This window comes from Corynebacterium stationis (genome assembly GCF_001941345.1).
In the GTDB taxonomy this organism is placed as follows: Bacteria; Actinomycetota; Actinomycetes; order Mycobacteriales; family Mycobacteriaceae; genus Corynebacterium; species Corynebacterium stationis.
The window spans coordinates 410,098-423,456 of record NZ_CP009251.1 but is presented as its reverse complement, the minus strand read 5'-3'; the positions used below and the strand labels follow the sequence as shown (position 1 = coordinate 423,456).

Genomic DNA, 13,359 nt, shown 5'->3' with positions numbered 1-13,359 from the left:
CCTGAGGTAGACAAAAGACTCGATAGCCCGTAAATCCTCCACTACTTACGGGCTATCGAGTCCTTGTTTATCGCGCTTAAGCCGCTTTGGGCTTTAAGCGCCCGGCGCTTCAGCAGCAGCCTGGACTGCGGCCTTAACTGCTGGAGCAACGCGGCCATCGATAGCTTCTGGCACAATACAGCCTGGCTCGAGTTCGTCTGCGACGATGGACGCAATGGCATCGGCAGCAGCCAGCTTCATCTCTGGGGTGATCTTCGCGGCCTTCGCAGCGAGTGCACCAGCGAAGATACCTGGGAAAGCCAGGACATTGATGATCTGGTTCGGCAGATCAGAGCGGCCGGTCGCAACAATCGCGGCGTACTTCCGTGAGATCTCTGGATCGATTTCTGGGGTTGGGTTTGCCAGGGTGAAAATGATGGGCTGGGGAGCCATCAACTTCACGGCTTCTTCACCGATGCTGCCACCAGACACGCCGATGAAAAGCTCTGCGCTTTCAAAGGCTTCATTGACGCCGCCAGTAACGTTGCGTGGATTGGTCTTGGCAGCCAACGCCTGCTTGGTCGGCGAAAGGTCGGTGCGGTCTTTTTGGATAACACCACGCGAATCCAGCACGATGATATCGGTCGCGCCTGCATTGGTGAGCATGTCGACGGTTGCTACACCGGCAGCACCAGCACCAGAGATGACGATCTTCAGGCCTGCAAGCTCACGACCGAGCAGCTTCAAAGAGTTGCGTAGTGCGGCGAGGATAACCACGGCGGTACCGTGCTGATCATCGTGCATGACTGGGATGTCGAGGCGCTCAATGAGACGGCGCTCGATCTCAAAGCAACGCGGTGCAGAGATATCTTCCAAGTTGATTGCACCAAAAGAAGGCGCCAAGCGCGCGATGGTCTCCACCAGCTCATCAACATCCTGGGTATCCAGGACGATGGGAACTGACTTCAAACCAGCAAATGCGCTAAACAGCTGTGCTTTACCTTCCATGACAAGCAGGGAGGCCTGCGGTCCGATATCGCCCAGGCCTAAAACTGCGGAGCCATCGGAGATAACAGCAACGGTGTTGCCAACGCCGGTGTGCGTGCGGGCAACTTCTGGGTCGACAGCAATAGCCTCGCATACCTTGGCCACACCTGGGGTGTACGCCAAAGAAAGGTCGCGCATATCGCGCAAGGGGCGGGTCGAAGCAATCGAGAGCTTGCCACCAGCGTGCGCGTCAAAGATTTCTTCTTCGGTGAGATTCTGAGTATTGCGTTTCAATACTGCAGTCATCGTTTTGCCTAGCTATCTCGTGTGAGATTGTCGGGAGTAGTTTCTAACCAGAAAACACTAGTTAAATCTATCGCCTTATAGGAAATACGGATTGCGAACATTTGTGAATATCGCACTGACCTTTATTGCTAGCTTTGCAACGAATCGCTTAACAGCGAATATAAATCAAACTGCTCGCGATACATGTCATCGAATTAGCGCAACAGTGGTCGCGACCATAGGGCGAGAACCAACGTAGAAGCCAAAGACAATCCCGCCATAATCCATAAGGTGCCGGCAGTCCAAGAAGCATCGACAGCCACCGCGCCCAAAGCAGCCCCGGAGGCAATGCCTACTTGATAGGTCACGACATACAAAGAGGACGCCGCATCCGGGTTATGACGACCCGCATGCAAGAAGATGGTCGTGCCCAAAGTCGGCAGCGCGCCATAGGCCCCACCGAAGACGATGATCGCCAAGAAGATCAACGCCGTGGAGAGGACCCCTGAAAGCCCGAAAGCCAACTGGCCTAAAATCGCAGCGATGAGAAATAGCGCGGTGGTATGCACGCTGCCGCGCAGCATGCGGCGATCGACGGTGCGCGTCGCCACGGTAACGCCGAGTAACCCCAGCGCGCCGAAGACGAAAAGACCGATGGAGACGAAGCCCGCGCCGGCGGTCTCCGAAAGAATCAATCCCAGGTAGGTATAAGCAGCGAACACACCGGTGACCGCCAGCATCAAAAAGAGCACCAGGGAAATAAGTCCCCACGGCATCGAACGCTTTTCCTGGCTCGCTAAATCCCTAGGCAAAGGTGGTAGCGAGGGCACCGTGGGCAGCAAGACCATCAGCGCGGCAACGGTAAGCGCGCCTAATACCCAGGTGGTTGGGCGCCAGCCGATAAGTCCGCCGAGCCAGGTAGCCAACGGTGAGCCCACCACCAGCGCCATGGTGGAGCCCACCGATACAATGCCCACTGCCTTGCCGGTATGCCCCGGCGACATGCGCGCGGCCATAGGCCCTACGAGAGCCCAAAACACGCCATGCGTCAAAGCGGCGGTAATGCGGCCAACCGCCAGCATCGAATAGTTAACGGTGAGCGCTTGGACCACGATGCCGGTAATGAGAAAGCCTAAGGTCGCAAGGAAAATGGTGCGCTTATCAAAACGCCCCAACCAGATCATCGCAGGTATGGTAACCACCGCGACAACGCCAGCGTAAATGGTCATCAGCAAACCAATGCGCGATTCAGAGACATCTAAGTCACGCGCCATAGGGCTAATCAACCCGACGGCGAACATCTCAAAAGTGACATACACAAAAGCCGCAAAGCTCATGGCGGTCAAAGGAACAATGAGGAAACGGGATTCACGAGATTCAGCAGCAGCGAGATTAGACATGCGAAAGCTCCTTCCTTTTTCACGAAGGCATCAAGGGGATAAGACAGGGTGGATAAATCTCCATAAACAGTAGACCTCTAACTAGCGCACCACTAGCTGGGGCAAGGTATTTAGGCCGCGACGTTAGCAACCTAACTTTCTTATCTGGCTGCGACGAAGCTCGGCGTCGAAAAGCACAAGTTAATACGCCTGTCAACGCGCAACAGCGCACCGTGAGACAATGGACGCTATGTCTAGTGCGAAAAATTGGCTTGAGGGCGCGCGCCCACACACCTGGGCAAATGCTTTTGCCCCTGTTTTGGCAGGTACTGGTGCTGCCGCCGCGGTCGGCGGGTTCCACTTTGGCCGAGGGCTTTTAGCGCTTATTGTCGCGTGGGCTCTGATTATTGGCGTGAACTTCTCCAATGATTATTCCGACGGCATTCGCGGCACCGATGATGACCGTACTGGCCCGCAGCGGCTTACCGGCGGCGGATTAGCCAAACCCCAGCACGTGAAGTTCGCAGCTTTTAGCTGCTTTGCGGTTGCAGCCGTAGCTGGCATCTGGCTCTCGCTGGCAGCTGGCGCGTGGTGGTTTATCCTTATCGGCGCGTTGTGTATCGCTGGCGCGTGGTTTTATACCGGCGGGAAAAACCCTTATGGCTACCGCGGGCTGGGTGAAGTCGCTGTATTCGTCTTCTTCGGCCTCGTCGCGGTACTGGGCACCCAATTTACCCAGGCTGGCAGAGTCTCCTTTACCGGCCTGCTGTTGGCGCTGGGTGTTGGTGGCATGAGCGCTGCAGTGAACTTGGCCAACAACATCCGGGATATCCCATCGGACTCACAGACCGGGAAGATCACCCTCGCCGTACGCTTAGGCGATGCCCGCTCCCGCCTGCTCTTTACCGTGTTGCTTACGCTGCCGGTTCTCTACACCATCCTCATTGCCTTCGGCTCCTGGGCGGCACTGGTCGCACTGGTCTACATACCGTTCGCTTTGAAGTCCGTACGCACGGTCAACCGCGGCGCGAAGGGCAAAGAACTCATTCCTGTGCTTGGTCTCACCGGGCGCGCCATGCTCATCTGGGCAGTACTATCCGCTCTTGCTGTGGCGGTGGTTTAAACAATGCTGGGGGTTATTACTGGCTTCGCCATCATCTTGGCCGTGATTTTCACCGGCTGGATTCTAGCGCGCACAAAAATCATTCGCTCTAGTTCAGAGCGTTTGATGTTCAACCGGGTGGCTTTTTATGCTGCGACACCCGCGCTACTTTTCGATGCCGTCTCCAAAGCCGACCCAGAAAACTTCCTCACCCCAGTCACCTTGGTCATTTCGATTGCCACGGTGCTGGTCTCAGTTATCTATGGGGTGATTTTCTTCCGGCAAGGAATCGCGGGAATTGGAATTGGTGCGGCATCGTCAAGCTATTTCAACTCTGTCAATATCGGCCTGCCGGTCAGTATCTACGTCATTGGTGATGCCACCCACGTAGTCCCCATCATGTTGCTGCAGATGATGTTTTATACCCCGGTCATCCTGGGAATGTTGGGCGGCGGCTCCTTCTTCGGTGCCGTCAAGACGGGGCTTTTAAGCCCGGTTGTGCTGGCTTCTTTCGCCGGTTTTATCGTCGCAGTAATGGGCTGGGAAGTCCCCGATCCTGTGGCTGAGCCAATCGCACTGTTGGGCGGTGCGGCCATTCCGATGGTCTTGATGAGCTTTGGTGCATCGATTAGCGGTGCGGGCGTACTTTCTGATGTGAAATCCCGCCCTGCTGTACTGACTGCAACCACCTTGAAGCTTGTCGGCATGCCGCTGGCAGGTTTTATCACCGCTACCCTGCTAGGGCTTGAAACCGACCTGGTCTATGCCTGCACCATCTTGTGTGCGCTGCCTACGGCCCAAAATGTCTACAACTACGCCGCTACATTTGAACGCGGCCAAACTATCTCGCGCGATACCGTGTTCATCACCACCTTTGCATCCCTTCCGGTGATGCTGATTATCGCGCTATTGTTTGGACGTTAAGTCTTCCTATCAGCTAGATGGTATGTCTTGTGTCCAAACCGAAGAACTCAGCACACGCGAAAAAGCCCACTGCGAAATCCCGCAGGAGCCCAGAACAGCTTGCTAAAATTATTGAAAACAGGCTGGTCCGCGAACTCACGGGTTTGGAACCCGACGAGCTCCGACGCGCATTCATGCTCACGCAATGGCAATCCGGCGAGATCGATGACAAGACCAACACCGTCACCTTCGCCGTTGATGTGCGCCAACTTGCCTCCCGGCATTGGCAGTTAGAGTTGGAATCTCAAAAAGTTACCGCCGTGCACGTGAATCTCAACCGGATTACGGACAAGGAAAATTACGAATACGGCCTGATGCGGTATGTGCCCGGCACCTCTATTTGGGTGCGCACCATCCCGATTACCCCAACCTACTTGGGAGCTTATAGTTTCCGGTTGATTACAGACGATGACGAAGTCATTGACCAACCACCGCACACCCGTGTCCGCCAGCAAGTTCGCACGGCTTATCCGGATCATGCCAGCGTTTCAGACATTTCAATGCGCAGTAGGCTTGATGTTGATGAGGAAGGCCGCGGCACCAAACTTGTTTCAGGTCCGCTGGCCCCGAACCAAGACCATTGGAATCGTGACAATCATCGGCTGCACGGGCAAGTTATTACCGCTTATCTCGAAGACCCAGACCTGAAGATTTTTGCGTATCTTCCCACCCATGAATTTTCTGGCGCTGCTGCGAAGAAGCCATGCCGGGTGCTCACGCTTTTCGATGCCGAAACCTGGTTCTTCAAATTCGACCTGCCCTACGTACTCGAAAGGGCTGTCGCCCATGGCATGGAACCAGTTGCTGTTTTAGGAATTGCCAATCACGACAATGCGCACCGGGTTGAGCAGCTCAAGGCCAATCCGGAATTTCTAGAAAAGGTCGGCGACATTGGTGAAACCTGGATTCACAATGAAGCAAATCAGCGTGGGATGGAGCTAAATCCCGATGACAACACCATCGCCGGACAGTCCCTCGGCGGGCTATCCGCGCTGTATGCCGGCCTGTTAAATCCGGAGAAATACTCCACGGTCATCGCGCAGTCCCCATCCTTGTGGTGGAGCCCCGCAAAAGGCAGCACCCCGCGTGATTTAAAGCACCCTTCTCATGGGTGGCTAATAGACCAGTTTTATAAAACCAAGCCCAAAGCACTTCCGCACGACACCAACTTCGACATCCATGTCGGGGTGCGTGAGGGCGCGATGGTCAATCAAGCACACCTGCTGGCCATGGCGTTAAAGGCGCGCGAAATCCCGCATGAATTACACGTTTATGACGGCGGACATGACTGGGGATGGTGGCGCGCAGCCTTGTTGGAGCACCTTGGTGCCCAGCCCGTGAAAGCCCGCTGGGCGGATTTTGGCGCAGAGTTCGGGGTTTAGTCGTTTTCCTCGTTGCCGCGTCCGGAGAGCTCGCGCTGCACCCAAGCCTTATGCTCTTGGCGCTGGCGGGAGTATTCGGCAATGGACTGAGTAGCTTCTAGGCGCCACTGGGAAAAGACCAGCATCGAGAGCGGCAATGCTACAAAGAGTGCGAGCAGCGCGGTAAATACCAGCGGGATCGGCGCATCAATGACAACTGCCACTACTTGAATAACGACAGTGAGAATAATGAACAGGGCAAGGCGCGCGAGCCCGTATTTTACTACTGCGCGGCGCGACTTCTTGCGAAGTTCGGGGTCCGGAATTGGTGCTTGATCATCCACAGGCACTTAGTTTACCTCCTGAGATTTTCGCCACGTAGAATGGCCTACATGGGTCGGATTATATTATTGCTCTTGCTTATCGCAGCCGTGGTTTTAGTCTGGAAAGCCTTTGGACCTAGCTCCTGGAACCAGAAGAAAACCCCGACGGTGGCGCCGCCACGCGAAATTAAGGGACCCGACGACGATGAAGATTTCTTGTGGCAATTAGAAAAAGAAGCCTTCAAACAGCGCCGCCAACGCGAGCGCGCAGCAGAAGAAAAGCGTCCGCCCAAGCCCAAGAATCAAAATAACGCTGCAGATACTCCGGATACTTCTAATTCTCCCGATACTCCGAATCCTGGGGAGAAACCCGATTCCGGCGAAGATAGTCCCCAGGCTTAGTGCTTAAGCCGCTAAGCCTTTGGGTTTTGGGGCACCAGCTTAATATCGAAATCGAGAGCTTGGGCTACAGCAATAACCTTTTCCCAGCGCACGCCTTCGCCGCCGTGTTCAATGGTGTGCAGCGTGGAGCGTGAAACTCCAACGGTCTTAGCTAAATCTTGTTGTACGATCCCAAAATCACGGCGCCTTTGTGCGAGGCGCTGACCAAGCTCAACTAGCGTGTGATTATCGCTGGCGGGCTTGCCCTGCTTTTTGCGGGTTGGGTTCGTCATAACAACTAGTTTAGCCCAGCGTAGGAGTGGAGTCCGGATACGACCATATTGATGAAGAAGAGGTTGAAAATCATCGTGGATAGCGCAACAACGTTAATCCATGGCGCGAACTTCGCCCAGGATGGGGTTGCACGCGCGTGCAGGTAGGCAGCATACAGAATCCAGGTTGCGAAGGAGACAGTTTCTTTCGGGTCCCAGCCCCAGAAACGACCCCAGGCAGCTTCTGCCCAGATAGCGCCCAACACGATGCCCAGACCCAAGGTTGGAAGGGTAACCACCGCGACGCGGTACGCCAGCTGGTCGAGCTTCTTCGCTGACGGCAATGGCTTTGCAACCGCACCAAAGAAACCATGCTCTTTACCCTTTGGCTGCCAACGACGCAGCAGGTGCAAGACAGAACCAATACCGGAAACGATACCTAGGGAACCACCGAGAGAAACAATGGTGACGTGTACTGGCAGCCAGTAGGACTGCAATGCCGGTACCACTGGTGCGGATTCTGCATAAAGCTTGGTGGAGCCGTAAAACATCAACGCGAGCAGCGGGGTGAGAACCCATGGCCACAAGGTGCGCCATTCCTTGCGTTGCATAGCAACCATCATCGCAAGCAGCGCGCCGAAGGTAATCATCATCATGTATTCATAAAGATTGCCCAGCGGGAAGCGGTTGACCGCAAGACCACGCAGCACAATCGATGCGAGATGCAAAGCAATAGCAACCCACAACAGTGACTGCGTCATTCCACCGAGGCGGTCAACTTTAGATTCCTGCTTCGCAAGATCTGCAGCAGATACACCCGCCGTGCCACTTCCGGAGCCTTCAGCACTATCCGCACTGCTGACACTGTCAGCACCAGCAACGCCGTGGGCGGCTACGGGCGCCTTCAGCTTCTTAGCGTTGACTGTCGCTTCGGAACGCTGACGACGCGCATCAATTACGCCATTAAGTCGCCCATAATAAATGAGAGACAAAATCAACGCGACCGCATAAACAACAAATGCTGTCTGAAATGCGATGTCTGAAAAGCTGGACAGATTCTGATTAACCGGCATCAATTTTTCTTACCTATCGGAGTTAGACCACCACAAAGCGGCTTATATGTTCATCACCCTACTACTTTTGTCTAACCTTAACCAACTTTAGATGGATGAGGTGTAGGGCGTTGAGCACTATGAATGAGGGTTTTAGTCCTCAGAGAATAATTCGTCCTCTTCGACTTCGTCCGGGTCGGGCAACTCGAGAAGCTCGCGGTAGAGTTCGTCGAATTCCTCGGACCAGCCTGCGCGGTCGGTACGAGCCAGACCTGCCATCTCAATCCCTGTTCCGGCGCTTCCATTGGATGCGACATCCAATGGGCGGAGGCGAATCCAGATGCGGCGGCGTTTAATGACCAGAGAGAAGACCAAAGACACCAACATGGTTATCGCCGAGACCAAAACCCACTTTTGGGTTGGGTCATAAGAAACCTGGAAGTTCGCGAATTCATTGGCGCCATTAAAAGTTACCGTGGTGCCATCGTCCAAGGTCACTGACTCATCCATTGTCAGGTTCACGCGGTCGATGCGCTGCAGCTGACCGGAGTGCACCAAAGTGGAATCCAAGTCGAAGATGGACTGCGCGGTGCCCGTGTCCAGGCCAGCATCACCACGGTAGATATCCACCGCCATGGCTGGGTCAGTCATGGATGGGTAGCTCGAAGTCAACAGCTCACCGTTGTCGCCATCCCAGCTCGCAGTAGGAGCAAACAGGCCTTGAATCGCCAGCTGGTTTTGACGGCGATCATAAAGGTCCGGGTACATGCCCGCTGGTGGATCGAAACGCATCACGCCAGAAGAGAGGAAGAAGGTTGGGTCATCGGGACGGAACTGCACCGTTTGGGTGCGCTTTTCGCCATTTGGCCATTCCACGGTGATGGTTGGGGCAAAACCATGTCCCTGCAAGTAAATGCGGTTGTTATCCGTACGCAACGGGTGATTGACCTTAAGCTGGTAATCTTCCCAGGTCTCTGGGTCATTAAAGATGTCCTCACCCTTGGCATAGGAGATATTCGAGGTAAACATCTCTGCTTGGCCATTAGGCAGGTAATCCGCCACAAAGTCATGGGCTTGGATGCAGAATTCGTGCAGACCGGTGCCATCGAAAAGCGGGCCCGCGCGGAAGCTGTCATAGTTCGACAAGGAAGTATTGCAAAATTCGGTCGACTGTTCCAGATCCGTAGAACCAGTATTGGTAATCACGATGACCTGGCCTTCGTAGTAGACCAAGCGGCCGAAAGCGACCGTGAGCAATACTGCTACCAAAGAGATGTGGAAGATCAGGTTTGCCAACTCACGGCCATAACCACGTTCTGCGGAAATCGTGTACGCACCCGCGCGGTCTTCTTCAGCAGAAAATTCCGAGACACGCCACTTCTTCAGCCGGGTTTTCACCTGCGTGCGCATCTCCTCAAAGCTGCGCTCAGACTCGCCCTTGGCATGCATTTGCATGCGGTTTAAGTTCTTCGGCGCACGCGTTGGTGGCGTCTTCCACGCCTTGTAGTGATCCCACGAACGCGGGATGATGCAGCCCACCAAAGAAATGGTAAGCAATACGAAGATCGCGCTAAACCAGGTGGAGGAGAAAACATCGAAAAGCTGAAGCTTGTCGTAGATTTCTGCCACGCGCCCATTTGACGCAATGAAGTCATTAACGTTGGACTCGTTTAAATCACGCTGTGGCAAAAGCGATCCGGGAATCGCGGCAAGTGCAAGCAAAAACAGCAGTGCCAACGCGGTGCGCATACTGGTCAGCCAGTGCCAGGCCTTGCGGAGGGCGGTACTGATTTTCTTCATAATGTGGACGGTCTCCTATTCCTTACGCTTAAATCAGCGTCATGCCGTATTCGACGGTCCATTGACGAACCCAGTTGATGAAATATGCCCATGCGCCCGAGACGAGCAAAATACCAACGATGATCATGGTGATGCCACCGATGATCTGAATGATGCGGGAATGCTTGCGCATCCATTCGATACTGCGCATCGCGCGTGCTGAACCCAAGGCGACGAGCAAGAAGGGCAAACCCAGCCCTAAGCAGTAGCCGATGATTAGCAACGTGCCACGCATCGCGGTCATGCCTTCGGTACCAGCCGAGACCGAGATAATTGCCGCCAGTGTTGGGCCTAGACACGGTGTCCACCCCAGGGCAAAGACGCCTCCCAGAAGCGGCGCACCCAGCCAATTGGTCCAGCGCTTCGGAGCCATGCGGGTGTCATTTTGCATAAAGCCAATGCCACCCATAAAGACAATGCCCATCAAGATGGTGACTATGCCACCAACGCGCATGAGCACATCAGCATTGAGGGTAAGCATCGAAATAGCGCCGAAGACAGACACGGTCGCGAGCACAAAGACGACGGTAAAGCCCACAATGAACAACAGCGCGGCACCGACGACTGCCCATTGGCGTTGTTTGGTGACCACCGGCTGGTTATTTTTAAACTCCACTTGCCCACCGACAAGGCCTGCAAGATAAGACATATAGCCCGGTACCAGCGGCACCACGCAGGGCGAGGCAAAAGAGATTAGTCCAGCGGCAGCAGCAGCCAATAGCCCCAAAAGCAGCGGCCCACCTGCGGCGGCGTCTGCGAAGGCGCTTCCAATTTCAGTCACTTACTTGCTCGCCTGTTCCTGTTCGAGACTATCAACGACCTCTGTGATTTCCTTGTCCGTAATACCTCGCAAGAACACTGCCGCTGGGCGGTGCTGAGAGTCCAAGACAATAGTCGTCGGCACCACGGAGGTAGGAACACCACCGAGTGCAGCCGCAGTTCTAAATGGTGGGTCATAGATAGACGGGAAGGTTACGCCATTATCTTCTTTGAAATCGCGGGCAATCTGCGGGTTGTAGTCGCGCACATTGATGCCCAACACGGTGCCCAGATCGCGCTCTTCCAAATCCTCCTGGATGCGCTGTAAGTCATCGACTTCTGCGCGACACGGTGCGCACCATTGTCCCCAGGAGTTTAAGACCACAATCTGGCCTTCATAATCATCCAAGGAGATAGTCTCAGATTCATCCATCAGGGATTCGCCTGAGAAAGACTGCAAAGGCTTGCGGTCTACTTCGTCATAGAAAATCTCCTGCTGGCCGCCAGGGGTGATGAATTCAAAGGTCGCGCCAGTAGCAACGGCATTTTGGGCATTCTCAGAATCTTGAGCACACGAGGCTAAGACCACGCTGGCGGCAGCGATCATAACTGCTGACGCTAGGCGCTTAGAAGCAAACATGAAGAAGACTTTCTAGAAGTAAATGGTGCGGTATATTTAGATACTTTGGGCAGGTGAAGAGTAGAAAATGTCAATAATCTGCTCACCGTCAAACACCAACGTGCTCACGGATGCCAAATCACACTCACGGTTCCACGGCGCATGCGCCAGACGCAAACCTAAGACCGTCCGCTGCACCATGACAATCGGCAGCTGGTGGCTGATCAAAATAGCTTCACGGCCTTCAGCTTCAACTCGTGCACGTTCCACGGCATCCATCATGCGCGAAGCAATTTCGGAGAATGGCTCACCCCAAGTTGGTTGCAGTGGATTTCGCAGAAGCGGCCACCGCTGCGGATTCCACAATGCCGAACGCAGACCCTTGACGTGCAGACCCTCAAAGCGGTTGCCCGATTCAATCAGGGTCTTATCAACTTCCACATCAAGCCCCGTGACTTTGGCAAAAGGCTGCGCGGTTTCCTGGGTGCGCTGCAACGGCGATGCCGCCAAATATGCGACGTCGTGGCCTTCAAAGGCTTTTGCCGTGCGTGCCGCCATGGAATGCCCACGTGCCGACAGGTGATAGCCAGGAATGCGGCCGTATAAAATTTTATCGGGATTGTGGACCTCGCCGTGGCGCACGAGGTGGACGAGAGTTTTCGTCACAGCTGGATTATCCTTCCGCTTGAGCAGCTGCCTGGGCAGCAGGCTTGAGAGCCTTTTCGATTACCTCAAAATCATCGTCCGTTAAGGCATCAGATACAAACCAGGTCTCAAATGGGCTTGGCGGAACCATGACGCCAGCATTCAAAAGCTCGTGGAAGAACGGGGTAAAGCGGAAGGTATCAGCCGCCTTCATGTCATCGAAGTTGCAGCCTTCGCCTTCGGCAAAGCGAATAGAAAGCATCGAAGATGCACGCTGCATGTGGTGCGCTACGCCCTCAGCGGAAAGTGCCGAAGAGATTAAATCCGACAGGCGGTCTGCATGCGCGGCAAGGCGTGGGTACAGGGATTCATCGGCAAGCTTGAGCGATGCCAAACCCGATGCCATGGCCACTGGGTTACCGGACAACGTACCCGCCTGGTAGACCGGACCAACCGGTGCGAGGTAATCCATGATGTCTGCGCGGCCACCAAAAGCAGCAGCGGGCAAGCCACCAGAGACAACCTTGCCGAAGGTCACCAAATCACCGGCAACATGGTCCACGCCGAACCAACCCTGATGCGAGGTGCGAAAACCGGTCATAACCTCATCGATAATCAGCAAGGCACCATCGTCATGCGCGATATCTTTCAGTGCCTGGTTGAAGCCTTCCGCGGGTGCTACCGTGCCCATGTTGCCGGCGGCAGCTTCAGTAATAATGCAGGCAATCTCACCTGGGTTATCAGCAAAAGCCTGCTTGACCGCATCCAAGTCGTTATAAGGCACAACGATGGTATCTGCCGCAGCCGCACCGGTGACACCAGGTGAATCTGGCAAAGCCAAGGTAGCAACGCCCGATCCGGCAGCAGCCAAGAGCGCATCCACGTGACCGTGGTAGCAGCCATCAAACTTCAGGACCTTCGCGCGGCCAGTAAAGCCACGTGCCAAACGCACAGCAGACATGGTGGCCTCCGTACCGGAGTTGACCAGGCGAACCTTTTCCGCAGCGGTACGGGAAATAATTTCTTCCGTCAGCAAGGTCTCCCCGATGGTAGGAGCACCGAAGCTCAAGCCATCTTGAGCTACTTCCTGCACAGCCTTAACGATGTCAGGGTGTGCATTGCCGTGAATCATCGGGCCATAAGAGCCGACCAGGTCAACAAAGGTGTTGCCGTCGACATCCGTGAGCTGCGAGCCCTTTGCCGAGGCAATCACGCGCGCTTGCCCACCGACGGAACCAAAGGCACGTACGGGGGAATTCACACCGCCTGGGGTGACCTTAGTGGCGCGGGAAAACCACTGCGCAGAAGTAGAAGTTTGAGAAGAATTCAAGGAGTCCGGGGAAGAAGCCATAGCCCTCATTGTACGTATTTTGCCGCCATACAAAAGTTTGAGTAATTGCTGTGATGCAGCTT

General features: G+C 54.8%; 14 protein-coding genes. 4 read left to right on the top strand and 10 right to left on the bottom strand.

Going from position 1 to position 13,359, the window contains the following annotated elements:
• Nucleotides 1-93: 93 nt before the first annotated feature.
• Both CSTAT_RS02070 and CSTAT_RS02065 read right to left on the bottom strand, forming a co-directional pair.
• Nucleotides 94-1,272, bottom strand: a complete 1,179-nt coding sequence (locus tag CSTAT_RS02070; RefSeq protein ID WP_075722307.1) for an NAD(P)-dependent malic enzyme — start codon at nt 1,270-1,272, stop codon at nt 94-96.
• Between the two features lie 194 nt (nt 1,273-1,466).
• Nucleotides 1,467-2,651: an MFS transporter gene (locus tag CSTAT_RS02065; protein WP_075722306.1), complete on the bottom strand. Its 1,185-nt coding sequence runs from the start codon at nt 2,649-2,651 to the stop codon at nt 1,467-1,469.
• Nucleotides 2,652-2,871: 220 nt separating this feature from the next.
• Between CSTAT_RS02065 and CSTAT_RS02060 the strand changes: the two genes are divergently transcribed.
• From CSTAT_RS02060 to CSTAT_RS02050, 3 genes are read left to right on the top strand one after another with little or no spacing between them, the layout of a single operon-like run.
• Nucleotides 2,872-3,753, top strand: coding sequence for a 1,4-dihydroxy-2-naphthoate polyprenyltransferase (locus tag CSTAT_RS02060; RefSeq protein WP_075722305.1), 882 nt, complete (start codon nt 2,872-2,874; stop codon nt 3,751-3,753).
• Between the two features lie 3 nt (nt 3,754-3,756).
• Nucleotides 3,757-4,656 carry an AEC family transporter gene (locus CSTAT_RS02055; protein ID WP_066792374.1) on the top strand — a complete coding sequence of 300 codons (900 nt, stop codon included), beginning with the start codon at nt 3,757-3,759 and terminating at the stop codon, nt 4,654-4,656.
• A gap of 29 nt (nt 4,657-4,685) precedes the next feature.
• On the top strand, nt 4,686-6,077 hold the full coding sequence (locus tag CSTAT_RS02050) for an alpha/beta hydrolase (protein ID WP_075722304.1): 1,392 nt from the start codon (nt 4,686-4,688) through the stop codon (nt 6,075-6,077).
• Here the strand turns inward: CSTAT_RS02050 and CSTAT_RS02045 are convergent.
• Nucleotides 6,074-6,406, bottom strand: coding sequence for a DUF4229 domain-containing protein (locus CSTAT_RS02045; protein WP_066792372.1), 333 nt, complete (start codon nt 6,404-6,406; stop codon nt 6,074-6,076). The two genes, CSTAT_RS02050 and CSTAT_RS02045, sit on opposite strands and share 4 nt — an antisense overlap.
• A gap of 42 nt (nt 6,407-6,448) precedes the next feature.
• Here CSTAT_RS02045 and CSTAT_RS02040 point away from each other — a divergent pair, with 42 nt between their 5' ends.
• Nucleotides 6,449-6,781 carry a hypothetical protein gene (locus CSTAT_RS02040; protein WP_075723765.1) on the top strand — a complete coding sequence of 111 codons (333 nt, stop codon included), beginning with the start codon at nt 6,449-6,451 and terminating at the stop codon, nt 6,779-6,781.
• 11 nt (nt 6,782-6,792) lie between these two features.
• On the opposite strand, the gene CSTAT_RS02035 is transcribed toward CSTAT_RS02040, so the two are convergent.
• From CSTAT_RS02035 to hemL, 7 genes are all read right to left on the bottom strand, one after another.
• Nucleotides 6,793-7,053, bottom strand: coding sequence for a helix-turn-helix domain-containing protein (locus CSTAT_RS02035; protein ID WP_066792371.1), 261 nt, complete (start codon nt 7,051-7,053; stop codon nt 6,793-6,795).
• A gap of 5 nt (nt 7,054-7,058) precedes the next feature.
• Nucleotides 7,059-8,105, bottom strand: coding sequence for a c-type cytochrome biogenesis protein CcsB (gene ccsB, locus CSTAT_RS02030; protein WP_075722303.1), 1,047 nt, complete (start codon nt 8,103-8,105; stop codon nt 7,059-7,061).
• Between the two features lie 132 nt (nt 8,106-8,237).
• Nucleotides 8,238-9,884, bottom strand: coding sequence for a cytochrome c biogenesis protein ResB (locus tag CSTAT_RS02025; RefSeq protein ID WP_066792369.1), 1,647 nt, complete (start codon nt 9,882-9,884; stop codon nt 8,238-8,240).
• A 28-nt stretch (nt 9,885-9,912) separates the two neighbouring features.
• The gene (locus tag CSTAT_RS02020; protein ID WP_066792368.1) at nt 9,913-10,704 is read right to left on the bottom strand and encodes a cytochrome c biogenesis CcdA family protein; all 792 of its coding nucleotides are present in this window, start codon (nt 10,702-10,704) and stop codon (nt 9,913-9,915) included.
• Nucleotides 10,705-11,322 (bottom strand): TlpA disulfide reductase family protein, encoded by a 618-nt coding sequence (locus CSTAT_RS02015; RefSeq protein ID WP_066792367.1) that lies wholly within the window; start codon nt 11,320-11,322, stop codon nt 10,705-10,707. It abuts the gene before it with no gap.
• A 36-nt stretch (nt 11,323-11,358) separates the two neighbouring features.
• Entirely contained in the window at nt 11,359-11,967 is a 609-nt protein-coding gene (locus CSTAT_RS02010; RefSeq protein ID WP_066792366.1) for a histidine phosphatase family protein, read from the bottom strand.
• A gap of 7 nt (nt 11,968-11,974) precedes the next feature.
• The gene (gene hemL / locus CSTAT_RS02005; protein ID WP_075722302.1) at nt 11,975-13,306 is read right to left on the bottom strand and encodes a glutamate-1-semialdehyde 2,1-aminomutase; all 1,332 of its coding nucleotides are present in this window, start codon (nt 13,304-13,306) and stop codon (nt 11,975-11,977) included.
• Nucleotides 13,307-13,359: the final 53 nt, after the last annotated feature.

Coding starts and splice junctions, on each gene's coding strand:
- CSTAT_RS02070 (WP_075722307.1), bottom strand. CDS start 1,272: ATGACTGCAGTATTGAAACGCAATACTCAGAATCTCACCGAAGAAGAA.
- CSTAT_RS02065 (WP_075722306.1), bottom strand. CDS start 2,651: ATGTCTAATCTCGCTGCTGCTGAATCTCGTGAATCCCGTTTCCTCATT.
- CSTAT_RS02060 (WP_075722305.1), top strand. CDS start 2,872: ATGGACGCTATGTCTAGTGCGAAAAATTGGCTTGAGGGCGCGCGCCCA.
- CSTAT_RS02055 (WP_066792374.1), top strand. CDS start 3,757: ATGCTGGGGGTTATTACTGGCTTCGCCATCATCTTGGCCGTGATTTTC.
- CSTAT_RS02040 (WP_075723765.1), top strand. CDS start 6,449: ATGGGTCGGATTATATTATTGCTCTTGCTTATCGCAGCCGTGGTTTTA.
- CSTAT_RS02035 (WP_066792371.1), bottom strand. CDS start 7,053: ATGACGAACCCAACCCGCAAAAAGCAGGGCAAGCCCGCCAGCGATAAT.
- ccsB (WP_075722303.1), bottom strand. CDS start 8,105: ATGCCGGTTAATCAGAATCTGTCCAGCTTTTCAGACATCGCATTTCAG.
- CSTAT_RS02025 (WP_066792369.1), bottom strand. CDS start 9,884: ATGAAGAAAATCAGTACCGCCCTCCGCAAGGCCTGGCACTGGCTGACC.
- CSTAT_RS02015 (WP_066792367.1), bottom strand. CDS start 11,322: ATGTTTGCTTCTAAGCGCCTAGCGTCAGCAGTTATGATCGCTGCCGCC.
- hemL (WP_075722302.1), bottom strand. CDS start 13,306: ATGAGGGCTATGGCTTCTTCCCCGGACTCCTTGAATTCTTCTCAAACT.